Annotated in this window: 24 protein-coding genes; 9 read left to right on the top strand and 15 right to left on the bottom strand. The window is 67.6% G+C overall.

Annotated features, from left to right (window positions below; all coding sequences use genetic code 11):
- Positions 1-39 precede the first annotated feature (39 nt).
- From NBRGI_RS38015 to NBRGI_RS38005, 3 genes are all read right to left on the bottom strand, one after another.
- Complete coding sequence (locus tag NBRGI_RS38015; RefSeq protein WP_148311115.1) at positions 40-1,227, bottom strand: CSLREA domain-containing protein; 1,188 nt, start codon at positions 1,225-1,227, stop codon at positions 40-42.
- 66 nt (positions 1,228-1,293) lie between these two features.
- Positions 1,294-2,019: an NIPSNAP family protein gene (locus NBRGI_RS38010; protein ID WP_029902337.1), complete on the bottom strand. Its 726-nt coding sequence runs from the start codon at positions 2,017-2,019 to the stop codon at positions 1,294-1,296.
- A 31-nt stretch (positions 2,020-2,050) separates the two neighbouring features.
- Positions 2,051-2,368 (bottom strand): DUF4873 domain-containing protein, encoded by a 318-nt coding sequence (locus NBRGI_RS38005; RefSeq protein WP_029902335.1) that lies wholly within the window; start codon positions 2,366-2,368, stop codon positions 2,051-2,053.
- 177 nt (positions 2,369-2,545) lie between these two features.
- Here NBRGI_RS38005 and NBRGI_RS38000 point away from each other — a divergent pair, with 177 nt between their 5' ends.
- From NBRGI_RS38000 to NBRGI_RS37985, 4 genes are read left to right on the top strand one after another with little or no spacing between them, the layout of a single operon-like run.
- Positions 2,546-3,538, top strand: a complete 993-nt coding sequence (locus NBRGI_RS38000) for a diiron oxygenase (RefSeq protein WP_051728346.1) — start codon at positions 2,546-2,548, stop codon at positions 3,536-3,538.
- Positions 3,535-4,524, top strand: a complete 990-nt coding sequence (locus NBRGI_RS37995) for an AurF N-oxygenase family protein (protein WP_029902332.1) — start codon at positions 3,535-3,537, stop codon at positions 4,522-4,524. The genes NBRGI_RS38000 and NBRGI_RS37995 overlap by 4 nt, the downstream gene beginning before the upstream one ends.
- Before the next feature lie 2 nt (positions 4,525-4,526).
- On the top strand, positions 4,527-5,612 hold the full coding sequence (locus NBRGI_RS37990; protein ID WP_029902330.1) for a ferredoxin--NADP reductase: 1,086 nt from the start codon (positions 4,527-4,529) through the stop codon (positions 5,610-5,612).
- A 7-nt stretch (positions 5,613-5,619) separates the two neighbouring features.
- On the top strand, positions 5,620-5,940 hold the full coding sequence (locus tag NBRGI_RS37985; protein ID WP_029902328.1) for a DUF4873 domain-containing protein: 321 nt from the start codon (positions 5,620-5,622) through the stop codon (positions 5,938-5,940).
- 7 nt (positions 5,941-5,947) lie between these two features.
- On the opposite strand, the gene NBRGI_RS37980 is transcribed toward NBRGI_RS37985, so the two are convergent.
- The 7 genes from NBRGI_RS37980 to NBRGI_RS37950 form a co-directional block, all read right to left on the bottom strand.
- The gene (locus NBRGI_RS37980) at positions 5,948-7,219 is read right to left on the bottom strand and encodes a sensor domain-containing diguanylate cyclase (protein ID WP_081878402.1); all 1,272 of its coding nucleotides are present in this window, start codon (positions 7,217-7,219) and stop codon (positions 5,948-5,950) included.
- Between the two features lie 53 nt (positions 7,220-7,272).
- Positions 7,273-8,082, bottom strand: coding sequence for an SAM-dependent methyltransferase (locus tag NBRGI_RS37975; protein WP_029902323.1), 810 nt, complete (start codon positions 8,080-8,082; stop codon positions 7,273-7,275).
- 162 nt (positions 8,083-8,244) lie between these two features.
- The gene (locus NBRGI_RS37970) at positions 8,245-9,453 is read right to left on the bottom strand and encodes an ROK family protein (RefSeq protein WP_036562373.1); all 1,209 of its coding nucleotides are present in this window, start codon (positions 9,451-9,453) and stop codon (positions 8,245-8,247) included.
- A gap of 43 nt (positions 9,454-9,496) precedes the next feature.
- Entirely contained in the window at positions 9,497-10,732 is a 1,236-nt protein-coding gene (locus NBRGI_RS37965; RefSeq protein WP_029902319.1) for a sugar ABC transporter permease, read from the bottom strand.
- The gene (locus tag NBRGI_RS37960; protein ID WP_036562367.1) at positions 10,729-11,511 is read right to left on the bottom strand and encodes an ATP-binding cassette domain-containing protein; all 783 of its coding nucleotides are present in this window, start codon (positions 11,509-11,511) and stop codon (positions 10,729-10,731) included. Before NBRGI_RS37960 ends, NBRGI_RS37965 begins: the two co-directional genes overlap by 4 nt.
- Before the next feature lie 110 nt (positions 11,512-11,621).
- Positions 11,622-12,698 (bottom strand): sugar ABC transporter substrate-binding protein, encoded by a 1,077-nt coding sequence (locus NBRGI_RS37955; protein WP_029902316.1) that lies wholly within the window; start codon positions 12,696-12,698, stop codon positions 11,622-11,624.
- A 170-nt stretch (positions 12,699-12,868) separates the two neighbouring features.
- Positions 12,869-13,465, bottom strand: a complete 597-nt coding sequence (locus NBRGI_RS37950) for an NAD(P)H-dependent oxidoreductase (RefSeq protein ID WP_029902313.1) — start codon at positions 13,463-13,465, stop codon at positions 12,869-12,871.
- A gap of 203 nt (positions 13,466-13,668) precedes the next feature.
- Between NBRGI_RS37950 and NBRGI_RS37945 the strand changes: the two genes are divergently transcribed.
- A complete protein-coding gene (locus NBRGI_RS37945) occupies positions 13,669-14,613 on the top strand; it encodes an alpha/beta hydrolase (RefSeq protein ID WP_029902311.1) in 945 nt (314 codons plus the stop codon).
- Between the two features lie 118 nt (positions 14,614-14,731).
- Here the strand turns inward: NBRGI_RS37945 and NBRGI_RS37940 are convergent, their stop codons facing one another.
- Together NBRGI_RS37940 and NBRGI_RS37935 are read right to left on the bottom strand one after the other, a co-directional pair.
- Positions 14,732-15,220 (bottom strand): shikimate kinase, encoded by a 489-nt coding sequence (locus NBRGI_RS37940; RefSeq protein WP_235211245.1) that lies wholly within the window; start codon positions 15,218-15,220, stop codon positions 14,732-14,734.
- A 58-nt stretch (positions 15,221-15,278) separates the two neighbouring features.
- Positions 15,279-16,790 (bottom strand): flavin-containing monooxygenase, encoded by a 1,512-nt coding sequence (locus tag NBRGI_RS37935; RefSeq protein ID WP_029902306.1) that lies wholly within the window; start codon positions 16,788-16,790, stop codon positions 15,279-15,281.
- A 69-nt stretch (positions 16,791-16,859) separates the two neighbouring features.
- Between NBRGI_RS37935 and NBRGI_RS37930 the strand changes: the two genes are divergently transcribed.
- Positions 16,860-17,876 carry an AraC family transcriptional regulator gene (locus NBRGI_RS37930; RefSeq protein WP_029902304.1) on the top strand — a complete coding sequence of 339 codons (1,017 nt, stop codon included), beginning with the start codon at positions 16,860-16,862 and terminating at the stop codon, positions 17,874-17,876.
- Positions 17,877-17,896: 20 nt separating this feature from the next.
- Here the strand turns inward: NBRGI_RS37930 and NBRGI_RS37925 are convergent, their stop codons facing one another.
- Positions 17,897-18,427, bottom strand: a complete 531-nt coding sequence (locus NBRGI_RS37925; protein ID WP_370627912.1) for a TetR/AcrR family transcriptional regulator — start codon at positions 18,425-18,427, stop codon at positions 17,897-17,899.
- On the opposite strand from NBRGI_RS37925, the gene NBRGI_RS49445 reads away from it, so the two are divergent.
- The 3 genes from NBRGI_RS49445 (at position 18,315) to NBRGI_RS37915 (ending at position 22,361) form a co-directional block, all read left to right on the top strand.
- Positions 18,315-18,770 carry a hypothetical protein gene (locus NBRGI_RS49445; RefSeq protein ID WP_235211244.1) on the top strand — a complete coding sequence of 152 codons (456 nt, stop codon included), beginning with the start codon at positions 18,315-18,317 and terminating at the stop codon, positions 18,768-18,770. The genes NBRGI_RS37925 and NBRGI_RS49445 overlap by 113 nt on opposite strands.
- Positions 18,767-19,261, top strand: a complete 495-nt coding sequence (locus NBRGI_RS49440; RefSeq protein WP_235211243.1) for a hypothetical protein — start codon at positions 18,767-18,769, stop codon at positions 19,259-19,261. The genes NBRGI_RS49445 and NBRGI_RS49440 overlap by 4 nt, the downstream gene beginning before the upstream one ends.
- Positions 19,262-19,403: 142 nt before the next feature.
- On the top strand, positions 19,404-22,361 hold the full coding sequence (locus tag NBRGI_RS37915; RefSeq protein ID WP_051728343.1) for an AfsR/SARP family transcriptional regulator: 2,958 nt from the start codon (positions 19,404-19,406) through the stop codon (positions 22,359-22,361).
- Positions 22,362-22,607: 246 nt separating this feature from the next.
- Here the strand turns inward: NBRGI_RS37915 and NBRGI_RS37910 are convergent, their stop codons facing one another.
- On the bottom strand, positions 22,608-23,597 hold the full coding sequence (locus NBRGI_RS37910) for a zinc-binding alcohol dehydrogenase family protein (protein WP_081878400.1): 990 nt from the start codon (positions 23,595-23,597) through the stop codon (positions 22,608-22,610).
- A gap of 5 nt (positions 23,598-23,602) precedes the next feature.
- The gene (locus NBRGI_RS37905; protein WP_029902298.1) at positions 23,603-24,061 is read right to left on the bottom strand and encodes a MarR family winged helix-turn-helix transcriptional regulator; all 459 of its coding nucleotides are present in this window, start codon (positions 24,059-24,061) and stop codon (positions 23,603-23,605) included.
- Between the last annotated feature and the right edge of the window lie 632 nt (positions 24,062-24,693).

Below are 24,693 nucleotides of genomic sequence, written 5' to 3'. Positions count from 1 at the left end.
CCCATCGCGGATTTCCTTCTGCTCGTGTGTGTTTCGGGCTCAGCGCAGACCCGCGTCCGGTCGCACGGCATCGCCTGCGGCCGTCAGGTCGCAGGAGTGGTCGTTGCTGAGGTTGCCGCCGGTGGACAGGATGGTGGCGAACACCTTCTTACAGTTCTGTTCGCCGAGCCCCGCGGTGTTCTGCGCGATGGTCGAGCCGCGCAGGATCAGGTGCCCCATACCGGGATTGAACACATCGGTGAATTGGTACGGCAGCGAATCGAGATACGCGGGGGCGATATTGATCCCGCCGCCGCCTTCATCCGCGCTGTTACCCGTCACGACGGAGTCGATGAGCACCACCTCGCCGACGCCCCGGATATCGAGCCCGCCACCGCGCCCGGCGAATCCGCCGAACCGATACCACTTGACACGCGGGTTCACGACGTGATTGTCGGTGATCGCGGTCCGGGTGAAGGTGCAGGTGTTGTCGCAGCGCACACCGCCTGCCTCACCTGCCGCGTTGGCGGTGACGATGCTGTCGGTCATCCGCATATCCGCGACGGGAATGTTGAAGATGCCACCGCCGTAGTCGGCGGCGTTCCCGACCACCGTCACGTGATCGAGAATCAGCTTGCCGGAGTTGGCGATTCCGCCCCCGCCGGTCTCGAACAGCGGAATTTCGTGCTCGGCTGCGTTACCGCCGGTGATGGTCAGTCCGGACAGCGACACGTGCGCGGTCGTGAGCATGACCCGGTCCCGATGACCCGCGTCGATGACCGTGCGGTCCTGACCGGCGCCCTCGATGGTGGTGTCCGCGGTGATATCGAGGTCGCCGGTGGCCGGATCGATGAAGGGGCCGTTCGTGTTCCAGAAATTGGGCGCAATGGTGAGCTCGTATCGCCCCGGGGGCACCCGAATCGTGCTGCCCGGCCGTACATTCGCGGCCTGGATCGCCGCGCGGAGGGTGCACTCCCCCGTGTCCGTACGGCACACACCGTCGAACGGGTTCGCGGCCGCACCGTCCGCCGTGGTCGTGACGGTGTAGCTGCCGGGGCCGGCTGCCGAGCCGGTATCGGCCACGGCGCGGATCGGCGCGCTGTACAGCGCGCCGAGTACCACCACACCGATCATCGACAATGACGAGATCTTCATCCGACCAACCACTCTCGGCGCGACTACTTCGGGGGTGAGACAGCTTTGGCTGCACTGTCTCGGTGCTTCGGTTCTAACAGACCCGAAAGTCACGCCGGGGCGTGTCGGACACTTCCTTCACGAATGCACAATCTCGCTGGGCAGATCGACAGGGAGCCCTCAGCGCAGCAGCGAACGGGCGGTCGGTGCCAGCCGCAGTCGCTCGATCGGGCGCGACACCCATTTGCCCAATTCCGGCAGCACCCGCTCGGCCCAGGTGGGCTCGGCCAGCGCGCGCAGGTGCGCCTCCCGCCAGGCCGCGCTCTCGAACAACGAGAACACCACGACGGCCCGCTCATCGCGAACCGGCAGCGGCGCAAAGGTATTCGGTGTGGGATCGGTGACATACAGCCCGGTCAGCGTGCCGCCGGTCAGTAGCAAGGCGCGGCGTACCCGCTCGTTGAAGAACGGCGCGAACTCCGCGAGCGGGGTGTCGGGGTAGAAGATCGTGACGAGCAGCCGCGAGTCCGGCAGGTCCGTGACGGCCACACCGGGACGCGTACCCGTGAGCCGCAGTGCGTGCTGCGCCGAGACCGGCTGCAGTAGCAGTGCATTGGAGGTATCGACCATGGTCGCTCGCGCGGCGGGGGCGTGCGTCCGCCAGGCCTCGCCCTCGACATAGAAGGCATTGAGCGCGGCGTCCCGGGACGCCATATCGGGGAAGGCACGAATCCAGACGAACCGATCCGGATCGTCTTCGTCGCGGAACTGGCCGATGATGCGCATGCCCACGGCTTCCTGCGTTTCGACGAGTTCCCGATCGAACAAATCGATCATGGTGTCCCGGGTGCCGGGATGCAGCGTGTACTGCCTGAGTTCGACCACGGGCCAAACAGTTTCGGTCATCGGACAACTGTGCCATCGCGCACCGACAGTTTCACGTCAACGGATAGGGCGGGGTGCTCTTGCCCATGATCCGGTACCGATTCCACAGATCCCGGTCGCCGACCACCGCGGGCCGCGCCGCGGCGTCGGTGCGCACCACGCACGGCGTGCGCTGTTCGTCGCCGAGCACCTCGGTGAGCGCGTCGTTGGCGTCGACCCGGCCGACCCAGCGGTACACACCGTCGGTGGGCTCGGGATATCCCCGCAGTTCCACGCGCACCGGCACTTCCACCCCGCGCACGACGAGGGTTGCCGCACCGAAATAGTCGGCCCGCTCATGTGGACTGCCGTCGGCACTACGTTCAGCCATGGCAACCTCCTGAAAACTGGCGAAACCGTGTCTCAGACAATCTTGACAATACGCACCGCGAGTTCCAGACTCAAGGGAGATCGGTACCAGCGGTACCGGATAAACATGTCACGATCGTGCGCCGTTGCGGGTCGACGCCGAGGACACCCGTGCGCGACCCGAAGGGAGCCGATCCCGATGGCAACCCCGATTACCGAACCGAGCGAATTCCCTCGGCCGGACACCAGCTCAGGCGGCCCGGTGCGGCGCCGCCGCACCGTCGCCGACCGCGACCTCAGTGCGCGCCGGTTGCTGCTCGACGCGGCCGAGGAGACCTACGACGGCGATCTCGACATCGACTGGTCGGCTCCGATCGACCCCGGAAAGCATTGGCTGCCGGATCATCTCGGCACCATTCACGACACCTGGGTGTGGCGCCGGATGAGCAGCGAGCAGCGTGCGACGCTGGCCAGGTACGAGCTGGCCAACCTGCTCACGCTCGCGATCTACGCCGACGCGGCCCGGTCCATGCTGCTGTTCCGCGACATCATCGAGGCGTCCGGGCCCGCGGACGACCGCACGCGCGCCGCGCTGGCCGCCATCCACGCCGACAGCCGCACGATGGCCATGTTCGGCCGCATGGTGCACAAGAGCGGGCTCGCCCCCTACCGGCGACCCGTACTCGCCCAGACAGTCTCGCGGCTCATTCTGCTCACACCGAAGAACACCGCGTCCGCGGCGGTGACGCTGCTGATCCAACAGGCCATGCACGACGTGGCCGATACGATCGCGAACGACCCGGAAATCCAGCCACACCTGCGTCAACTGATGAAGATCCATCAGGCTGCCGCTCGCCGCAACCTGGCCTATGCCAAAGACCAACTGCTCGCCGAAATAGAGGAGCACGGCACGGTTTCCAACGCAGTCGCCGCCCTGTGGGCCGCCGCCGCGACAGCCGCGCTCTACCCGGCGCTCATCGCACCACGCCCCTATCGCGCGGCGGGGGTACGGCGCAGGCACGCGCTCGTGGCCGCCTATCTGAGCCGGCACTATGCGGAATCCGCCCGAGTGCTGACCGAATCCTTTGTGCATCAAGGTGTTCAGGCCGGACTGTTCGACGGGCCGGTGACCACCACCATTCTCCGGCTGGGTCGCGTATGGCCCGGTTCCACCCCGAGGAGGCACCGATGAGCACCCCCACCAAACATGCCGTCAGCACGGCGGGCATGTCCACCACTCGCGCCAAGAACGTCGGCGATCGGCAGAAGACCGCGCAGCGGCTGCTGCGTTCGGCCGCCGATCGCGCCTATGACGGTGAGGTGGACATCAATTGGGACGCACCGCTCGAGCCGGGCAAGCGATGGATGCTCGACCACCGGCAGACCCTGTACGGCACCTACCTGTGGGACCGGCTCACCGACGAACAGCGCAGCACCCTCGGTATGCACGAGGCGGTCAGCGCGTTGAGTTTCGGCATCCTCGCCGAGACCGCACTGTCCACGTTTCTGCTGCGGCAGGTGATCGAATACCAGAATCCCGGCGACGAGCACAGCCGCTACGCGCTGGCCGAAGTCGGCGAGGAGACCCGGCATTCCACCATGTTCAGCCGGATGATCAACAAATCGGGCCTGCGCGCGTATCAGCCGTTCATTCCCAAGCCGCTGCTCAAGGCGGTGCGGCTGGTCGGCCTGGTGCCGATGGGCCCGGCGACCCTGGCCGGACTGCTGCTGGTCGAGGAGACCCTCGATCGGCTGCAGCGGGAGAACATGGACGATCCGCAGATCCAGCCACATATGCGTCAGCTCAACAAGATTCATGTACTGGAGGAGGCCAGGCACATCACCTACGCCCGGGAGGAACTGGTCCGCCAGATCGCCGCGCGCGGCAAACTGGTGAACGCGGCGCACCGACTCGCCTTCGCCGTCATGGTCTTCGGCATCCAGCCCGCCATTGTGACGCCGCGGGTCTATCGCTCGGTCGGCATCCATCCGCTGCACGGGCTGGTCGTGGCACTGCTCAATCCGCACTATCAGGAGAACGCGAAGTTCGCGGGAGAGATGTTGCTGCGCTACGGATACGAGGTCGGCTTGGTCCGCGGCGCGGTCACCACCCGCATCCTGAGACTGGCCCGAGCCCTGCCCGACGACGTGCTCGCCGAGCTGTCGCGGACGGCGTGACGATGACCGAACCGGATGTCGCGCCGCCTCGGACCGGACAGGCGCCCGCCGCTACCGCGAATACCCATGTGCACGAATTGACAATCGTGGAGGTGATCCGCGAGACGCCGGACACCGTCTCGCTCGTCTTCGAGGTGCCCGATCTGCTCGTCCCTCGATTCCGCTACCGCCCAGGGCAATTCCTGACTTTGCGGATCCCGAGTGCCCAGACCGGCTCGGTGGCGCGTTGCTACTCGTTATCGAGTTCGCCACACCTCGACGACGATCTGATCGTCACCGTCAAACGGACCGAGGGCGGCTACGCCTCGAACTGGCTGTGTGACAACGCGGTTCCCGGCCTGCGCGTGACGATGCTGTCCCCGTCGGGGGTCTTCACACCGAAATCACTGGACGCCGACCTGCTGATGATCGCCGCGGGTAGCGGGATCACCCCGATCATGTCGATCATCAAGTCGGCGCTGCTCGCGGGCACCGGAACGACGTACCTGTTCTATGCCAACCGCGACGCAGGCTCGGTCATCTTCGGCACGGAACTGACCGGGATGATGACGGAGTATCCGGACCGTCTGATCGTCGACCACTGGCTGGATTCGAGCATGGGCCTGCCCACCGCCGCGGCGCTCACCGAACGGCTCTGGCCGTATACCGGATTCGACGCCTTCCTCTGTGGGCCCGCGGCTTTCATGCGGACAGCACGGGCGGCCATGCTCGCGGCGGGCATGACCGAACGGCACGTGCACACCGAGATCTATCAATCGCTGACCGGCGACCCCTTCGCCGATATCGTGCTCGCCGCGGACGACGCCGGGACACCGGCCACCGCGACGGTGCATCTCGACGGCAGGCGGCTCGAATTGGCCTGGCCTCGGCACACCCCCTTGCTCGATGTGCTGCTGGCCGCCGGCCACGACGCGCCCTACTCCTGCCGGGAGGGCGCGTGCAGCGCCTGTGCCTGCACGGTGCGCTCGGGCGAGGTCCGCATGCTTCGCAACGACACACTGGTCGATGCCGATCTCGCGCTCGGTCTCACACTGGCCTGCCAGTCGGTCCCGCTGACCGAACACGTCGACATCGCCTTCGACCAATAGAGCACCGATGGACGACTACGACTACGTGGGTCCCGCGACCGTCACCGTCGGCGGCCGGGACATCACGGTAGAGCTGGTGCTGCGCGGGCACTTTCAGGGTATCGACGGAATCTATCGCTGGTACGGGCGGATTCGGCCGAACGCGGAGCTCGCCGCCGTGGTGGGCGAGCGTGCGGAGGGGACGGTCGAGACCGAGTTCGGCACCGCGGCGGCCGTGTTCGGCGATCTCGACTTCTGGGACCGATACCGAGTCTCGGGCCGCAGCACTCCGCCGTTCTTCGTGCCGAAAAGCTTGGCCGACCTGGACGATCCGGCTGAGACCGGGTGAGTTCGGCTCAGCGTTCCCGAAACCGCAGCGGCCTGGCCCCTTGGGCAGCCTTGTTGCGGTACATGGCCGTATCGGCCGCATGCATGAGTTCGTCGGGGGCAGCCGGTACTTCGTCGAGGAAGACGGTGCCGATGCTGGCGCCGACGGTCACCAGATGATTCTGCACGGCTATCGGCTGTACCAGCGATTGCGCCAGCGCGGCCGAGACCTTGGCCAATTGCTCTGCACAAGAGCACTTTTCGATCAATACGATGAATTCGTCGCCGCCGAGCCGCGCGACCAATCCGTCGAACGGCAGCACGGCGCCCTGTAGTCGCTCACCGACGACGCGTAACACCTTGTCGCCCACGGTGTGTCCCCAGACGTCGTTGATCTCCTTGAAACCGTCCAGATCCAGATAGCACACGCCGATCGGCGGATCGGCGTTCGCCAGCCGGTCGAAGAACAACGTGCGGTTCGGCAGCCCGGTGAGGCTGTCGTGATTGGCGTCGTGCCACAGCCGGTCGGCCAGCTGCTTGCGTTCGGTGACGTCGACCGCGACGCCGATCAGGAACCGCACCTGCCCGGTGTTGTCGCGCACGGCCGACATCGACAGGTCGATGGTGGTGACGGTGCCGTCGGGCCGCAGATGGTCGGTCTCCAGCCGGAAGCGGTCCGCGGCACCGCTGAGCAGCCGTTGCAGTTCGTCGAAGGCATGGCCGATGTTCGCGGGCCCGAGCAGTTCGGCGACCGATCGCCCCGGCATCACCTCCACCGGAAGACCGAGCATGTCGGCCATCGCCGCGTTCGAGTCGAGCACCTTGCCCATCACGTCGATGGTGCCGATGCCGACCGACGCGCCCGCGAACACCGCGGCGAACCTGGCCTCCGAGAGCTGTCGCTTCGCCTCGGCCTCCTGGGCCGCGGCCAAGGTCGCGACCAGGGTCGCCTCCTGTTCGGCCAACGCCGCCGAGCGCAGAGCCGCGGTGCAGCCTGCCGCGAACTCCGCGGCGGCGAGCACGGCCCGGTCCCGGATCCGCTCGTACTCCGGTCCGCCGTGCGTCGAGCACAGGTCGTCCACCAGATCCCGGCAGATCACGACAACGGAGCGGCTGACCGCCACCGCGTCGCGATAGTTCGCCGCGATCAGCACCGCGGCCGCCTCTCTGGCCTCGGCGAGCTCAGCGGTGCCGAGCACCACCGCCGCCAGGGCATCGGCCAGTCCGGCCAGCATGGCTTCGATCTGGGATCGCGTGAGCGTGGGAGCCACCGCGCCGTCGAGCGCGTCGGCCCACCGCACCGCTAGCTCCTGCGACCCCACTCAGGGACCCCCTGCCGGCTCGTGGTCGGGCTTCAGGCCTTTCGGCCGACACCGGCCAGACCGAGCGAACGGCCCGGCGTCTCGTGCAGATCGCGGTCCGACTCCGGGCGCCAGACCGGCAACTCCACCACGCCGGGCTCGACCAGCTCCCATCCTTCGAACATAGCGACGATCCCGTTGCGATCGCGAAAATGGATACCGATTCGTTCCTTGTTCGTCGCGTTGTCGCCGAGTTTGCTCGCGTCCTCGGGCCGCAGCTCGGAGGTCAGATGCGAGATCGCCACGTAGCTACCCGGCTGGACCGCGGCGCGCAGCTGCGCCACCTTCGCGATCGGTTCGTCACTGTCGGCGAGCAGGTGCAGCACCGCGACCAGCAAAAGACCGACCGGTTGGTCGAAGTCGATCAACCCGGTGTCGGCCGCCTTGGCGAGCAGTTCGGCCGGCTTGCGCAGATCCGCCTCGATCGCGCCCGCCCGGTCGTTGCCGCGCAGGATCGCGCGGGAATGCGCCACTGCCACGGGATCGATATCCGCGTAGAGGACGCGAATATCGGGATCAATGCCCTGCACCACCTCGTGCACATTTCCGGCTGTCGGAATCCCCGACCCGATATCGAGGAATTGGCGAATTCCGGAATCGGCCAGGAAACGCACCGCACGCCGCAGGAAGGCCCGGTTGCTCAGCGCCAACCTGGGCAAATCGGGCACCAGCGTCTTGCCCATCTCCGCGGCTTTGCGGTCGATCTCGAAATTGTGCGAACCCCCGAGTAACGCGTCATACATCCGCGCCGGGCTCGCCTGCTGCATATCCACGCCCTCGGGTGCCCACGCCGGCCTATCCATCGAAACCCCTTTATTCGCTCACGATCGAACTCGCCGCACCAGACCGGCCTACCCACCCGGGCGTCGTGTGCCTGATCACCCGGACAGTGCTGTGCGAATGATAGTCGGGTTCGGTGGCCTGCGGGTAGATCGGAAACGACGGGGGTTGGCGCACATCCGATTTCATGCGCCGGCGGCGGAGATCCGGGCCAGCGTCTGCACCGGGTCGGTGAGCACATCGGCGAAGGCCAGCTCGGCCGCGCCGATCAGGGTCGCGTCACCGCCCAGAGACGAGGTGCGCAGCCGCACCCGCTCCCGGACCGCGAGCAGGCTCTCGACCGCTACCCGGCTGCGCACCTGCGCCGCCGAGGCGAGATAGATCTCGCGCAGCACCCCGCCGAAAACGACCATCGACGGATTGAAGATGTTCACCAGGTTCGCGACGCCGTACCCGAGCCAGTCCCCCACCTGATGCAGCGCGTCCCGGGCCGTCGAGTCGCCGCGCGCCGCAGCCTCCACGATCGCCTCCACCGCGGCCCGGCCCGGCGGATCGGTACGACCCGCGGCCGCGATCAGGCCCAGCTCGCCCGCCTCGGCCTCCAGGCAGCCGCGGGATCCGCAGGCGCAGGGCCGTCCGTTCCGGTTGACCACCATGTGGCCGACCTCGCCCGCGTAGCCGCCTTCTCCTCCGAGCAGTTGGCCCCCCATGATGATGCCGCCACCGATGCCGACGTCGCCGTGCAGATAGATCAGATCGGACAGACCGGCGCCGACACCGCGCTCGCATTCGGCGAGCGCGCCGAGATTGGCGTTGTTGCCGACAACCACGCGCAGGCCGAGATCGAGTTGCCGAGTCAGATGCTCACCGAAGGGGACGTCGACCCAGCCGATGTTCGGCCCGTAACGGACGACCCCGTCCTCCTCGCGCACCATGCCGCAGAACGCCACCCCGACACCGACGCATCGAGCGTCGCCCGCGGCCCCGCCGATCAAGCCGCGCGCCATCGACGCCAACGTGTCGATCACGTCACCAGGGTCGAAAGTCCCTGTCGGGCGCACGGTTTCGACCTGATCGAGCACCGAGCCGCCCAGCCCCACCCGAGCCGCGGCCAGCCGATCGGCGCCGACATCGAGCGCGACGACATAGACCCGGTCCGACTCCGGGCGCACCACCAGCGACGGGCGGCCCGCCTTACCGGTCTGACCGGGAAGTTCCTCCCTGATCAGACCGGCGGCGGCGAGATCGGCCGTCAAGGCCAGGATCGTGCTGCGGTTCAACCCCATTCGCTCGGCGAGCGTCGCGCGCGAGACCTGGCCGTCCCGGTGCACGTGCCGCAGCAGCACGGCCAGATTCCGCCTGCGGATCTCCTCCGGCGAAGAAGCCGGTCGCATGGTCACCGCCTCTCCGCGTCTGGTGTCCTCGGTACCCGGGCAGCTAACCGCCGAGGCGGGTGCGTTTGCGCGACAACGCGTCCACGCCGGCCGCCAAGAGCAGCACAAATCCTGTCACAACGAATTTCGTGCCCGCGCTGTAGCCCATCAATCCCATGCCGTTGTCGATCACGGCTACCACCGCAGCGCCGAGTACCGCGTCCAGCATCCGGCCGCGCCCGCCGAACAGGCTGGTACCACCGATGACCGCGGCGCCGACCGCGAGCAGCAGCACACTGCTGCCGCCGGTATTGGGGTCGACCGAGTTGGCGCGCGACGCCGCGACCAGACCGCCGACCGCGGCCATCGTCGAACACAGCACGAACGCGGTGATTTTCACCCGATCCACGGTGATACCGGCGCGCCGCGCCGCTTCGGCGTTCCCGCCGACCGCGTAGATATGCCTGCCGAACGACGTGCGGTTGAGCACGAAGGTCCACAGCAGCAACAGGACCGCGATCAGCGGAACGACGATCGGCATGCCCTTGAGCGAGTTCAGCTCCGGGTTGCGGCTGCGTTCCCCGTTGAGCACCAGCACCGCGATGCCGAGCACCACCGCCACCGCGACGATCCGCGCCACGATCACCGGCATGGTCTCGCCGGTCAGCCCGAGTTTGTTGCGGGCCCGCAGTTTTCGATACTGGAGCACCGCGAACCCGGCGACCAGCAGCACATACATCAGCCAGCCGAGCAACGGCGGGACGTTCTTGTTCGCGATGGCCAGGATGGTGTCGTCGCGGATGGAGATATTGCGGCCGTTGTCCATGATCTTCAGCGCGACGCCTTGCAGCGCAAGGAAAGCCGCGAGCGTCACCACGAACGAGGGGATGCCGATCTTGACCACGATGGTGCCGATCGTCAGGCCGATCACCACGCCGGTGAGCAGCGAGACCAGCACCGCCACATACCAGGGCCAGCCGCGATCGGTGAGCAGCACCGCGAGCACCGCGGCGCAGACGCCGCTGGTGAATCCGGCCGAGAGGTCGATCTCGCCGAGCAGCAGCACGAAGATCAGGCCCATCGCGATCACCGCGATCGCCGCGCCCTGGGTGAACAGGTTCGCGAAGTTGGCCTCGGACATGAAGACCGGGCGCGCGACCCAGAAGACACAGGACAGGATGACCAGGGCGAGCACCGACGGCAGCGCGCCCATATCGCCGCTGCGCACCCGTCCGACGTACTCGTTCACCAGCTCGGAAACCGGTGCGGTGGCGCGCTTTTCCTTCTCCAACAGGCTCATCGGTTGGCTCCGTTCGCGTCCAGGCCGAGATCGCCGCTGCGCCCTGCCGTAATGAGTTCCACGACTTGGCCGTGCGTCACGTCGGAGGTGCGTACCTGCGCCGCCATCCGGCCCAGGTACAGCGCCGCGATCCGATCCGATACCGCGAAAACGTCGTTCATGTTGTGTGAGATGAGCACCACCGCGAGACCGCGGTCGGCCAGTCGGCGCACCAGTTCGAGCACCTGCTGGGTCTGCGCGACGCCCAGCGCGGCGGTCGGCTCGTCCAGGATCACCACCTTGCTGTTCCACAGCACGGCCTTAGCGATCGCCACCGTCTGCCGCTGCCCGCCGGACAGACTCGACACCTGCTGCCGCACGCTCTTGACCGTGCGAACCGACAAGCTGGCCAACGTCTTTCCGGCCAGTTCTTCCATCGCGTACTCGTCGAGCACGATGCCGGTCTTCTTCTCCCGACCGAGGAACATGTTCTGCACGATGTCGAGGTTGTCGCAGAGTGCAAGGTCCTGGTACACGATCTCGATGCCGAGCGCGGCGGCGTCACGCGGGCTGTGCACCTGAACGGGGTTGCCCTCGAACAAGAATTCCCCCGCATCGATCGGGTGCGTGCCGCCGATGCATTTGACGAGTGTGGACTTACCGGCTCCGTTGTCGCCGACGAGCGCCGTCACCTCACCCGCGTAGGCGGCGAAGGCGACGTCGTGCAGGACGTGCACCGGCCCGAAACTCTTTTGCAGGCCGCGTAATTCGACTACCGGCGTACCGTTCCCGCCGGTCACCGGGTCACCACCCGGATCGAATCGCGGCGCGATGCTTCACTCATTTACTGCTCCTAGGGGTGCCCCGTCCGCCGTCCCCTCATCGAAACGGCGGAAGGGGCGTGGCGGGATCAGATGCCGTTGTCCGCGCAGAGTTTCGCGAACTCACCGGTGCACAGCTCGTCCTTGGTGACGTAGCCGTCGGCGACGACATCCTTGACGTTGGCCGCGTAGATCGGCTTGGGCTCCAACAGCACCGAGGGCACGTCGGACTTGGACTCCGGATCCTTCACCGAGCCGTTCGCCTGTCCCTGCTGGCCCTTGGTCAGCGCGATGGCCAACTCGGCCGCGGCCTCGGCTTCCTTCTTGATCGCCTTGTAGACGGTCAGGCACTGGTCGCCCTTGAGCACGTTCTGCAGGCCCTGCACCGTGGCGTCCTGGCCGCTGACCGGCACCTGCCCGTTCAGCTTCTGCTTCTTCAGCACCGCGATCGCGGCGTTGGCCAGGCCGTCGTTGGCCGCGACCACGCCGCCGATATTCGGTGTGCCGGTGAGCATCTGCTCGAAGATGGTGCCCGCCTGGGTGTTGTCCCATTCCGGCACAGCCTGATCCGGCCCCTTCACGAACTGGCCCGCATCGAACTTCGGCTTGAGCACCGAGTCGTAACCCTGCTTCAGCAGCGTGGCGTTGTTGTCGGTCGGGCCGCCGTTCAGGTACGCGACCACCGGATTGACCGCCTTCTTGTCGGACAGGCACTTCTCCACGCCCGAGCCGAGCAGGCTGCCGACCTTCACATTGTCGAAGGACACGTAGAACTGGGCTCCGCCGCCCAGCGTCAGCCGGTCGTAGTCGATCACCGTGACGCCCTGCGCCTTGGCCTTCTGGATCACCGCTTTACCGGTGCCGCTGTCCAGGTTCGTCATCAGCAGCACGGACGCGCCGTTGGTCATCATCTGATCGGCGATCGTCTGGAAGGCGTTCTTGTCACCCTGGGCGTTCTGGATGTCGGCCTTGACCCCGGCCGCGTCGAACGCCTGCTGCAGGTACTTGCGGTCCGCCGTCTCCCACCGCGCGGAGGTCTTGCTGTCCGGCAGGATCACCCCGATCTTGGCCCCACCCCCTGAATCCTTCGAGTCGTCGCCGCAAGCTGTCAGCGAAGTGAGCAAGGCGACCGAGACGGCCGCGACGCCGAGAATGCCCTTACGCATGAGGGGGCCTTTCGTGGAACCACCGCCCCGGAAAGGCCTGGGCGGTCGAGATCGAGCGAATGTTGTTCGCTGCAACATATTCGACTGTGACCCAGCGCACAACCCAGTCGAGCGACCATTTTGTTGTTTGAGATAACAATCAGGACACGAGAGCATCCGCTCACCCCGTTTCAGCCGTCGACCGACAAAGCCGCGGCCAGCTCGCGCGCCTCGCGCAACCAGGAGGAGCGGAGTTCCGCGGTCGAGTCGGTCACCGTCCGGAAGACCCTGCGGCGAATATCGTCGACGCCGATGTAGGGCAGCACGCAGGCCGCCCAGATCTGCTGCAGCGGATCACCGAACACGTCCCGCTCACGCTCCACCGTGGTGTCGGAGGTGTTGAGGACCAGCGCCCGGCGCACCCGGAGCAGGCCGACCGGCGCACCCGCCGCGGTGTCGAGCTTGTAGGCCACGGCAGGCGTGAGCACGCGCTGCACCCACCCGGTCAGGACGGCAGGTGGCATCCCCCACCAATTCGGGTGCACGAAGACCAGCGCGTCGAGTTCGACCAGTTCCTCCTGATGCCGGCGCACCAGGTCATCGCCGGGGACCGCACCCGCTAGCGTTCCGGTCTCCGCCGCGGTCAGCAGCGGATCGAAGCCCTCGGCGTACAGATCGTGCGCGAGGACCGTTACTCCACGCTGCCGTAGCTCGTCGACCACCGCGTCGAAGAGCGCCCCGTTGAAACCGTCGGCCCGGGGATGTGCCAGGTACACCGCAATACGCATGAGGGCAACTCTGCCGCAGTGCCCGCACCGATCGACCAGGGGTCGGCCTGCGAGAAGTCCAGGCGAACAGGGCGATTCGGCACGCCCGGCGGATAGCAAGAAGCTGGCATTTACGAACAACGCTATTCGTGAAGTTGCGCGGCTGCTCTAGATTCAGGCTCGGGATCGCACCCGTTCGACGACCCCGCGGGAAGGAACATCCGATGCCTCGACTCAGCAGACTCCTCGTGGCTGTCGCCACCGTCATCGCAAGTTTCACAGCGCCTTTCGTGGCCGGCGCACCGGCCCAGGCCGCGGCGGGCACGGTCCGCTGGGAAACCCGGGTCAGCGACCGCATTCTCGATCTCGGCATCTCCTCGCCGAATCTCGAGGGCCCGGATTGGTCGGTCAAAGTTGTTCGCCTGCTGCTGCCGCCGGGCTGGACCAAGGAGACCACCAAGAAATGGCCGACGGTCTGGGTACTGCACGGCGGCTTCGACGACCACAAGTCCTGGACCGACAAGGGCAACCTGGAAGCATTGACGGCGGGCCGGAACGCGATCTTCGTCCTGCCCGAAACCAGCTGGTGCAGTGCCTATTCCGACTGGCACAACGACGGGCGCGGCGGACCGCCCGCGTGGGAGAAGTACCTGCTCGACGATGTGCGCACCATTCTGGAGCAGACCTACCACGCCAATACCACGCGCGCCGTCGCGGGCAACTCGATGGGCGGCCTCGGATCGATGAAATTCGCTGCTGCCCACCAGGGTTGGTTCAAGTCCGCTGCCTCGTTCAGCGGCAATGTCGACCCGTTGCACGCCTCCGGCGCGCCCGGTGAGCCGGACAAGCCGGGCCAAGGATGCGCCGCCGAGTGGGAGCGGGTCTGGGGCGACTACCGCGACGCGGAGGAGCGCAAGATCTGGGTCGCCAACAACCCGTACAGCCAAGCCGCGAAGCTCACCGGCATCCCCCTGTTCGTCTCGTACGGCAAAGCCGATCCCGTCGAAGCGCGCGCCTACGAACAGAATTACCGTTTCGTCGACGAACTCCAGCATGTCGGCGCCCAGGTAGACGAGCGCTATGTGGCGTCCCAGGGCCACAATTGGGACGCGTGGAAGGTGCAGATGCACAACGCCCTGCCGATGCTGCTGTCCTCGATCGGCGCCTGACCGGCCACATCAGGATGCGGTACGGCAGCAATTCACCCGTCAGGCGCGCCATTCGGCGAGCTGGACGGTGGTCGAGGAACTCGCGCCGAAGCAGCCGTGCAGGACCGTTGGCCGACGGTCAGCTGACGGGGCCGGCCAGGGCGGCGAGTTGATCGACTACCTCGTCGAGGGGCTTGTCCGTATCGATCACAAGGGTCGCGGACGGGCGCAGGAGGGGCTCGATCTCGGCGGTGTCGGCTTCGATGCGGGCACGTTCTTCCGGGGTCTTGCCGAACGGGTTGGTGGCGCGGGTGGCGATGCGGTCGAGGAGTACCGGAAGCGCAGCGGTCAGCAGGACCACCTCGGCGCAGCGCGGATAGAAGGTGTCCTGGTTGTAGACGGTGCCCGCGAGGAACAGCGGGGTGCCGGTGCGCTCGTGGTCGGTGATCAGGGCGTCGATCAGGTCTTCACGCCACTGCCGTTCGATGCCGGTGCCGTCGGGCAGCGGCAGATCTTCGATCCACGGGCCGTAATCGGTGTCGACGACGTCGTAGCCGCGGCCGGCCAACTCACGCAGCACCGTCGACTTTCCGGTGCCCGACATCCCCGTCACCAATATCACCGCCACCGGTTCAGCCTAGAGCGCGGCATCAGGCAGCGCGCTGCCGCGCTGGGTGTTTCGTCGCTCAGGGCGCGGTGACCAGATCGGCGGACCGCACCGCCGATTTCGGGGTGGCCGCGAGTGTCTTGTCCAGATCGGTGCGCAGCGTGAAGACGGAGTCGAGCAGATAGTTCTGCCGGACCTTCCACGGGCGACGGTCACCTTGTCGGGGGAAGGCCCCGATCGCGCGCTGGATGTAGCCGGAGGTGAGTTCCAGCAGCGGCTGTTCGACCAGGTCACCGTCCGGCTTCGGGACGACGGCGGCCTGGCCGCGGCGATCCATGTGGTTGATGATCTTGCACACCAGCCGGGAGCTGAGATCGGCCCGCAGCGTCCACGACGCGTTGGTGTAGCCGATGCACACGGCGAAGTTGGGCACACCGCTCACCATGGTGCCCTGCCACACGAATTGCTCTGCCAGAGCGACGTTTTCCCCATCGACGCGGGGCGCGATGCCGCCGAAGGCGAGCAGCTGCAAGCCCGTCGCGGTCACCACGATATCGGCAGGCAGCACGCGACCGGACCGCAGCCGGATACCCTCCGGCACAAAGGTGTCGATATGGTCGGTGACGACCTCGGCCTTTCCCTTCTTGAGTGACCGGAAGAAGTCCGCGCTCGGGGCGGCGCACAACCGCTGATCCCACGGGTTGTAGCTGGGGGTGAAGTGCTCGGCCACCAGTTGCTTGTCCCCGAGGATGCGTAAGTTCAAGCGGGTCAGCAGGTTTCGGGCCGACTCGGGACGTCGGCGGCAGTACTGATAGAAGCCGATGCTGAACAGGATGTTCTTGGTCCGGATCACCCGGTGCGCCAGCTTCGGCGGCAGCAGTTCGCGGATCTTGTCCGCGCGCTTGTCCCGGCGCGGCACCGCGCTGATCCAGGTCGGGCTGCGCTGCAACATCGTCACCTGCTCGGCAGCATCGGCCATCGAGGGTACGAGGGTTACCGCGGTGGCGCCGCTGCCGATCACGACGACGCGCTTGCCGCTGTAGTCGAGTTCCTCGGGCCAGAACTGCGGGTGCACCACCTGCCCGGAAAACGAAGAGAGACCGGGGAATTCAGGCGTGTAGCCGTGGTCGTAGTTGTAGTAACCCGCACAGGCGTAGAGGAAGCCGCAAGTGAGCTCGCGGCGCACGGTGTCACCGGCGGCATCGCGCTGTTCGAGAGTCAGTGTCCAGCGGGCGGTTTCGCTCGACCAGTCGGCGGCGATCACCTTGGTCCCGTAGCGGATGTGCCGGTCGATGCCGTTCTCGGCCGCGGTCTCCTCGATGTAGCGCAGGATGGACGGCCCGTCGGCGATCGATTTCGCGTCGCGCCAGGGCTTGAACGGATAGCCGAGGGTGAACATGTCGGAGTCCGAGCGGATCCCGGGATAGCGGAACAGGTCCCAGGTACCACCCAGCGCGGCCCTGGCCTCCAGGATGGCGTAAGTCTTGCCGGGGCACTCGGTCTGCAACCGGTACGCCGCGCCGATGCCGGACAGTCCGGCCCCGACGATCACGACATCGAGGTGTTCCGGGGCCTTGCCACGCTCACTCATGGTTCCAGTGTGCTGCGGCGCGACACCGCTTTCTTGACTTTGCGCGACAACTATTTGATTCTGTACGACATGTCGGTCATCCGTTCCGCCGGACTGCGCGGATTCCGCGCGACCGTCGCGGAGCTGGGCGGCGACGCCGAACAACTGGCCGCCGCCTGCGGGTTGCCGGTCGCCGCGCTCGACGCCGACGATCTGCTCATCCCTGATCACGCGCTCGCCTCGGTGCTGGAACTGGCGGCGCGCCGGCTGAACTGCCCCGACCTCGGCCTGCGCATCTCGCTGCGCCAAGACCTCGACATGCTCGGCCCGCTCGCGTTGGCCATCCGGAATTCCCCTTCATTGACCGGCGTGCTGGAATGCTCGGCACGCTATCTGTTCCTGCATGCGCGCGCACTCACCCTGACCGGCGAGTCGGACCCGTACGGCGACCGCGGCGTGATCGCACTGCGCTACGGCGTCCAGCCGGGCCTGGCGATTCCCACCCAGGCCACAGATCTGGGACTCGCGTTCGTGCACCGCACGATTCAGCGCCTGGTGGACGGCAGCTACGGACTGCGCTCGGTCGAATTGCCGTATCAGCCCACGGCGCCGCTGGCCCGCTACGAGGAGTTCTTCGGTGCGCCGGTGCGGGTCAAACGGCCCTACGCCGCACTGCGCGTCCCCCGCGACCTGCCGACTCGGCCACTGAGCGGCGGGGACGAGAAGCTGCACCGGCTGGCGATGGCATTCCTGGCCGAGCAGGCAGGCGGGGTCGGCGCCTCCGCAGTGCCGCAGGTCCATGCCGCGGTACAGCAGCTGCTCGGCACCCTGCCGCCCGAAATCGGCTCCGTCGCAAAACTTCTCAATATGCATCCGCGAACTCTGCAGCGCAGGCTGGCTGCCGAGCACACCTCGTTCGCCGCGATCCTGGACGACGTGCGCCGCGCCGAGGCCCGCCGCTACCTCACCACCACCGACATGCCGATGAGCCAGGTCGCCTCGCTGATCGGCCTCTCGGAGCAGGCGACTTTCACCCGTTGCTGCCGGCGCTGGTGGGGTACGACACCGACCGCGATCCGGCGCGACCACTCGGTAGCTCGAGTATGAACTGCACTGTCCGGCAACAACTATCGGGCCGCGCGCAGCCCGTACAAGGTGGCCGCGAGCATGCGCGGAGCGGCTTCGGGAGTTTTCTCGTACGCGGCGCCGATACCGTGCCCGAAGCGCAGTAGATCGCGCGGTTCGACGTCGGCGCGGATCGTGCCCGCGGCCCGAGCGGGCCGCAGCAGGGCAGCGGCCGCGTCGGTGATCGTTGCGCGACACAGGGTGAAGACCTCCGAATCGTGGTCCATCACCGCCCTCAAGGTCGTGACGAGGTAAGCGCGCCGGCTCAATTGCTCGAGGCTGGAGCGGTAGACGGCCTCGATCAGTGCGTCCCGATTCGGGAAGTGCCGATACAGCGTCCCCGGACCGACCTGCGCCTGGCGCGCGATGTCGTCCAGCGGCGCCTGCGGACCGTGCTCCGCGAGCGAACCGAAGGCCAGGATGCGCGTGCTCGCGCTCTGCTCGGGCAGGTCGAGCGCGGGCTTCGCGATCGGTCTGGTCGTCGGCGGGCTGCTCACCGAATGGTTGAGCTGGCGCTCAGCACTGTTCAGCAACGTGCCGTTCGGGCTGGCCGTCGTGGTGTTCGCACTGCGGTACCTGCCCGACGCGCCACGCAGGCCCGCGCGCCTCGACCTGGCGGGCGCGGTGACGGCGACCGCCGGCGTCGCGTCGCTTGTGTACGGGTTCATCAGCGCCGCGGCCAACGGCTGGGGCAGCGAGACCACCGATATCGCCCTGGCCGCGGGCGCGTTGCTGCTCGCCGCGTTCCTGGTCATCGAACTGCGCACCGCGCGACCCCTGCTGCCGTTGCGGCTGTTCCTGGAACGCGATCGGGCTGCCGGTTACGCCAATATCTTCTTCGGCCCGATGGCGGGCATGTCGAGGTGCGCGGGTTGAGCGCGCTGGCAATAGGTTTCGCGTTACTGCCGACCGCCGTGCTGATGTTCACGATGATCAGGCTGATCCCCCGGCTGCTGCCGCGGTTCGGCCCGAAGCCGGTGACCATGATCGGTTCGGCGCTGATGCTGTCCGGGCTGGTCCTGCTCACCCGGCTGACCGCCGAATCCGGGTACTTCCCGCTCCTGTTCGCCGCGATGGTACTGATGGGACTCGGTATCGGCCCGGCCTTCTCGCTGCTGGGCGTGATCATCATGGCCCTCGTGCCCGGTGAGGACGCGGGCGCGGCGGGCGGTGCGATGCAGACCCTGCAGCAGACCGGATCGGCGCTCGGTCTGGCGATCCTGGTGACCGTCTTCGGCACCGCGGTCCGTGATGCGTCGGGCTCGGCGCACGAGGTTCTGGTCAGCGGGATCACCACGGCGTGCGGTACAGCCGCTTCGACCTTCCTCGTGGAGCTGACCTTCCGCAGCACCCGATCTGCCGCCTGACCTGGCCGGATACCGCGCCGGGCAGAGCCCATCGACGGCCGCCGCGGCACCCCGCGCGGACCGGACACGCGGCGACTGATCGCATGAGCCGGACAACGCGCCACGGCGCCGCGTAAACTCCCAGCGTTCGGGAGGTCGGTTGGTGCATTTCGAGGTGTTGGGCGAGGTCAAGGGGTGGCGCGGGGAGGCGCCGCTGCACCTGGGACCTCCGCAGCGCAGGGCCGTGCTCGCGGCCCTGCTGCTGCGTGCCGGAAACGCGGTGACCGCGGCCGAGTTGGTCGAGGGGATCTGGGGCGAGCGACCGGTGCCGCGCGCGATCGCGGCGCTGCGGACCCACGTCGCCCAGTTGCGCCGCGCACTCGAGCCAGACCGCGCGGCCCGGGCTCCCTCGACGGTGCTGGTTTCGGTCGGCGACGGCTACGCGCTGCGCATCGCGCCCCAAGCCACCGACGTGGCGGAGGTGGAACGGCTCGTCGCGGCGGCAGGGCAGCTCCGCGACCGGGATCCCGCCGCAGCCCGCGCGAAACTGGTTGCCGCCCTGGGCAAATGGCAGGGCAATGCGCTGAGCGGACTGCCGGGACCGTTCGCGGAACGGCAACGGATCCGGCTCGAGCAGTGGCGGCTGGCCATCCTGGAAGATCGACTCGCCCTCGATATCGAGACCGGTCACAGCTCGGCGGCCGTCGCCGAACTCGGCCCGCTGATCGAGGAACACCCACTGCGCGAACGCTTTCGGGCGCTGCTGATGACCGCGCTGTATCACTGCGGGCGGCAGTCCGACGCACTGCACGCGTACGCCCAGGCACGACGGGCCCTGGTCGACGGGGTCGGGGTAGAGCCGGGGCCGGAGTTGTCCGTGGTGCACGAGCGGATCCTGCGCTCAGCGATGCCACGGATCGCCGCGAGCGGCGGCTCCGCTGCGACTCCCTCGTCGAGCGAGGCCGGCGCGTTCGAACCGACGACCGGATCGGGTGCGGGCATCGAACGCGGGCTCGATCCCGTGCCCGCGCAATTGCCGCCCGATATCGCCGATTTCACCGGGCGCGAGCAACTCGTCGCCGCACTGGCCGACCAGTTGACCGGCGCGGGCAGCGCCGTGGCGATCTCGGCGGTCGGCGGCATGGGCGGGGTCGGCAAGACGACACTCGCACTGCACGTGGCACATCGGGTGCGGGATCGATTCCCGGACGGGCAGCTCTACGCCAACCTGCACGGCGTCGACCCGGTGCCCACTCCCCCGGGCGCCGCGCTGGGCGGCTTCCTGCGCGCTCTCGGCGTCGCCGAGGGCGATATCCCCTCGACCGTCGACGAGCGCGCCGCCGAACTGCGAACCCGGCTGTCCGGCAAGCGAATCCTCATGGTGCTCGACAATGCCAGGGACTACAGCCAGGTGGCGCCGCTGCTCGCCGGGTCCGCGGTGCTGATCACCAGCCGGTCCGCGCTCACCGAACTGCCCGCGGTGACCCGCACCCGGCTCGACGTGCTCGACGAGGCGGAGGCGACGACGCTGCTCGTGCACATCCTCGGCGCGGATCGGGTCGCGGCCGAGGCGGAGTCGGCGCGGGAGGTGGTGGCCCAGTGCGGGTTCCTGCCGCTGGCGGTGCGCATCGTCGGGGCTCGGCTCGCGGTCCGGCCGCAGTGGACGATCGCCTCGTTCGCGGCGCGACTGGCCGACGAGAAGAACCGGCTGGACGTGCTGAAGACCGGTGAACTCGCGGTGGAGGCCGCGTTCCACCTCGGCTACGGGCAGCTCACCGAGCGCCAGGCCAAGGCGTTTCGCACGCTGGCACTCGCGCAGGTGCCCGACCTGTCGGTCGACGGCATCGCGGCGATCCTCGGCCTCACCGAACCCGAGGCCGAGCAGGTGTGCGAATCTCTGGTCGATCTCAGCCTTTTGGAGACCACGACGCCCGGCCGGTATCGATTCCACGACCTGCTGCGCCTTTTCGCGTGCGGGCTGGCCGACGAGGACGAATCCGCCGTGCTCGTCCGTGTGCTCGACTACCACCTCGCGAGTGCGCGGAATCTGCTCAGCGCGATCGACTACAGCAACACGGCCCGCCTGCTCGTCCCGACCACCGCGGCGGGTCGCGCGTTCTGCGGCGGCTCGGACGGCCAGGCGTGGAACGACATCGAACGCCCCGTGGTGATCGCGCTGCATCAGCAGGCGGCCCGCATCGGCGGACGCGCGCTGGAGGTGGCAGCCGACCTCGCCTGGGTGATGGCCGAACTGATGGACGCGGGCACCCGGGCCCGGGAACTGTCCCGCGCGCTGGAATCGTTGCTGGACACCGCTATTGCCGAGGACAATCACGGCGCCGAACGACGGATCAGGACGGCGCTCGGCGCGCTGCTCCAGGTGGGACTCGGGGAGGTCGAGGCGAGCCTGCCGCACCTGCGCGCGGTCTCGGGCCCCACGACGAGCGATGTGGACCGCAGGCTCTCGGTGCTCGCTTCGGTGTTGCTCGGCGTCGCCGCCCGGCGGCTCGGCGATGCCGACGCGTCGCATCGGCATTTCGAGCACGCGACCGAACTCACGCGTGCGCTCGGCGATCGGTCGATGGAGGCGTGGTGCCTGGCCCTGGTCACCCGAACCTACTGCGAGGCAGGGCAATACGAGGAAGCGGTGCGGATGGCGAGCCGGGCGATCGCGCTGGCGCGGGAGTCGTCGAACCCGGTGGCACTCGGCTGGGCCACCCATGAACTCGCCGCGACGCTGTCGATGCGCGGCGAGCACAGTCGCGCGATCGAGCTCGGCACCGATGCGGTGCACGCGGCGCAGCGCAACGGAGTACGCCTGTGGGAGGGCTGGGCCCGCACCAGGCTGGCCCAGATCCAGCTGCGGGCGGGCAATGTGGCCGAGGCGCAGGCGAACGCGGCGGACGCACTGCACCTGCTGACCAAAGCCGCCGATCCGATCGATCGCGCCCGCGCGATGGCCTTGCACGCGGCCGCGCTCGCGGCGCAGGGCAGGCGGGCGCGCGCCGAGCAGGAGTTCCGCGAGGCGGCCGAGATCTTCCGCCGCGCCGGACTCTCGGCGCCGACCATCGACCGGCTGTTCGGCGCCGGTGGGCAGAACAGCGAGTCGGCGGGCACGTAATAACGAACGTTTATTCGATATTTATCGGTTGCTGAACAACAGCTGGCATTCTGCTTTATCGATGTGACCACACCATCGCCAGTGGTGGACAGGGATGATCCGTGCGGAACTGGGACCGCCCGGAAACCGAGACCGGGAGGGCGGGGCCGGGACCGCGTCCACTCGCGTTCGAGGGGTGCGCGAGGCGCAGCGCGTGCCCGTTACTCGAGCCCTGTCCACCACCCTTCTTCCTGTTCCAGGCGGAACTCACAGTGTGACAACCAATTTGCCGGTGGCTGCGCCGGATTCCATGTAGGCGTGGGCTTCTCGGATCTGTTCGAGCGAGAAAACCCGATCCACCGGAACGGTGCTGCGACCGGCCGCCACGGCATCGAGGAAACCCTGCAGCACGTCTGCCGGGAGGTCGCTCGCGTCGCCGCCGTAGGCGGTGAGTCGCACACCCTGCGGCAGATAACCGATGGGATAAAAGTTCTCGACTATCCATTCGTTGGAGAGCATCCCGGTGAAGCAGACGACGCCGTGAACCTTGGTGGCGCGCAAGGTATCCGGCAGCGTCGGGGTGCCCACCAGTTCGAGCGCGGCATCGACGCCGTCGGGGAACAGCTCGCGGACCTGATCGGCGACTGCGCCGTCATCGATCAGCACCTGATCGACGCCGAGCTGATGCAGCGCCTCGGCTTTCGCTGGATTCCGGGTGGTGGCCAGCACCGTCATGCCGCGCTGGGCGGCCAGCACTGCGGTGGCCGCGCCGACCGAGGAACTGCCGCCGCGGATCAGGATCGACTGGCCCGGCCGACCGTCGAGGCCGATGGTCAATGAACCGTAGGCGGTTTGCAGCATCTCCGGGACAGCGCCGAGGGTGTGCCAGGCCAGCGAGCTGGTGAACGAAAGCACCTGAGTGGCGGGGACACAGGTGTATTCGGCGTACCCACCGTCGAAGGTGCGGCCCATACCGCCCATCATCGCCATCACCTGACTGCCGGCGGCGAATTCGCCGCCGGGGCAGGCGGCGACGACGCCCGTCGCCTCGATGCCCGGCACCCGCGGGAACGTCACTCCTTCCGCCAGCCCGAGTCTGGTGTGCAGCTCGGACCGGTTGAGCCCGAACGCCTTTACCTGGATCAGCACTTCACCGGACCGGGGCGCAGGAACCGGCAGTTGCCGTAATTGCAGGGCCTCGACCGGTCCGGGGGCATCGAGCACGACGGCTCGCATGGTGGCGGGGACAGTAGACATTCGAATCACTCCTTGTAGTTCTCCACCGCAGCGGCGGTGTTGGCGGAACGAAGTAGACGCAACGTGGCGTCGAGCCGGTCCAGCGAATCGGGGCCGAGCACGGCACCGACCCGTTCGGCGAGTTCCGCCTCGGCAGTCGCGGTGGCGGCGCGGAGCATGCGGATACCGCTGGGCGTCAGCGTGATCCGCGGCGATCGGCCGTCCGCCGGATCACGGGTACGTTCGGCGTAACCGGCCGCCTGCACCCGATCCACGATCTTGCTGGCACCACCCTCGGTGATCGTCAACGCCTCGGCGACGTCGCGCACCCGCGCCCCACCGAGTCGATCCACGACGCGCATCATCTCGAACCACGGCACCGGAAGCTCGTGCTCGGCCCGCAACCGACGCTCCACGGCGTTCCACAGCAGGATTTCGACCCGCACCAGCTGGTCGAACAGTTCGACCAGACGCGCATCCGGCATTCGTCACTCCATTCCATGTCACGTTGCTTCGCCGTGTGCGGTTCCACACCTACTCATGAGGCATACAAGGACTACCCTCGCTGGGGCCTCACAGATATTGTTTCCATGGAATGGAACCTGGGAGGGGTGCCGTTTGTTCCCGGCGTTGTCAGGGGTGGACTTCTGGAGAGAGTGTTGCGTTTGGGGTGGTTGGCTGGCTGCCGAAGCTTGCCAGCTCAGTTCGGTGTTCCTGCCGCGGGAGTTACAGGGATGGTGCTGGGCGCGTCGGGTGCCGTTCCCGGCTGCAGGCGCGCGTCAGGTGCGTGGGGTCGCGTTCCGGCGTGGTCGTCTGGCTGTGGTGCTGTTCTCGAGCGCTGCTTTTCGGCGCGGGAGGGCAGGTCTGCGGGTGGCGCTTGAGATTTGCACCAGTTCTGGGGCGGCCAGGAGGGGGTGGAGATCCCGAGAAGTGGTGCAGGTCTGGTGTTTCCGCGTGTCGACACGCACCAAGCTGTCGCTTGGTACACACCGACCTGAGGTTTCCGGGGTGCCCCCTGCGCGCGACGGTGCGGTCGGGCGCTTCACAGAGCGTCTCTACGGTTCACAGCAGTTACAACCCCTGTGAACCGTACCGAACCTCTGTGAACCCCCACCTG

Origin of the sequence: Nocardia brasiliensis IFM 10847 (assembly GCF_000710915.1) — a bacterium.
Classification (GTDB): Bacteria; Actinomycetota; Actinomycetes; order Mycobacteriales; family Mycobacteriaceae; genus Nocardia; species Nocardia brasiliensis_A.
The sequence above is the reverse complement of the archived record's forward strand: the minus strand, read 5'-3'. Positions and strand labels throughout refer to the sequence as shown.

Excerpts from the sequence above, each read along its gene's own strand:
- NBRGI_RS37995 (WP_029902332.1), top strand. The coding sequence starts at position 3,535 with ATGAGCACCCCCACCAAACATGCCGTCAGCACGGCGGGCATGTCCACC.
- NBRGI_RS49445 (WP_235211244.1), top strand. The coding sequence starts at position 18,315 with ATGCGCGTGCTCGCGCTCTGCTCGGGCAGGTCGAGCGCGGGCTTCGCG.
- NBRGI_RS37975 (WP_029902323.1), bottom strand. The coding sequence starts at position 8,082 with ATGGATAGGCCGGCGTGGGCACCCGAGGGCGTGGATATGCAGCAGGCG.
- NBRGI_RS37945 (WP_029902311.1), top strand. The coding sequence starts at position 13,669 with ATGCCTCGACTCAGCAGACTCCTCGTGGCTGTCGCCACCGTCATCGCA.
- NBRGI_RS37970 (WP_036562373.1), bottom strand. The coding sequence starts at position 9,453 with ATGCGACCGGCTTCTTCGCCGGAGGAGATCCGCAGGCGGAATCTGGCC.
- NBRGI_RS38005 (WP_029902335.1), bottom strand. The coding sequence starts at position 2,368 with ATGGCTGAACGTAGTGCCGACGGCAGTCCACATGAGCGGGCCGACTAT.
- NBRGI_RS37955 (WP_029902316.1), bottom strand. The coding sequence starts at position 12,698 with ATGCGTAAGGGCATTCTCGGCGTCGCGGCCGTCTCGGTCGCCTTGCTC.
- NBRGI_RS37935 (WP_029902306.1), bottom strand. The coding sequence starts at position 16,790 with ATGAGTGAGCGTGGCAAGGCCCCGGAACACCTCGATGTCGTGATCGTC.
- NBRGI_RS37985 (WP_029902328.1), top strand. The coding sequence starts at position 5,620 with ATGGACGACTACGACTACGTGGGTCCCGCGACCGTCACCGTCGGCGGC.
- NBRGI_RS37965 (WP_029902319.1), bottom strand. The coding sequence starts at position 10,732 with ATGAGCCTGTTGGAGAAGGAAAAGCGCGCCACCGCACCGGTTTCCGAG.
- NBRGI_RS38010 (WP_029902337.1), bottom strand. The coding sequence starts at position 2,019 with ATGACCGAAACTGTTTGGCCCGTGGTCGAACTCAGGCAGTACACGCTG.
- NBRGI_RS37910 (WP_081878400.1), bottom strand. The coding sequence starts at position 23,597 with ATGTCTACTGTCCCCGCCACCATGCGAGCCGTCGTGCTCGATGCCCCC.
- NBRGI_RS37930 (WP_029902304.1), top strand. The coding sequence starts at position 16,860 with ATGTCGGTCATCCGTTCCGCCGGACTGCGCGGATTCCGCGCGACCGTC.
- NBRGI_RS37950 (WP_029902313.1), bottom strand. The coding sequence starts at position 13,465 with ATGCGTATTGCGGTGTACCTGGCACATCCCCGGGCCGACGGTTTCAAC.
- NBRGI_RS37990 (WP_029902330.1), top strand. The coding sequence starts at position 4,527 with ATGACCGAACCGGATGTCGCGCCGCCTCGGACCGGACAGGCGCCCGCC.
- NBRGI_RS37905 (WP_029902298.1), bottom strand. The coding sequence starts at position 24,061 with ATGCCGGATGCGCGTCTGGTCGAACTGTTCGACCAGCTGGTGCGGGTC.
- NBRGI_RS38000 (WP_051728346.1), top strand. The coding sequence starts at position 2,546 with ATGGCAACCCCGATTACCGAACCGAGCGAATTCCCTCGGCCGGACACC.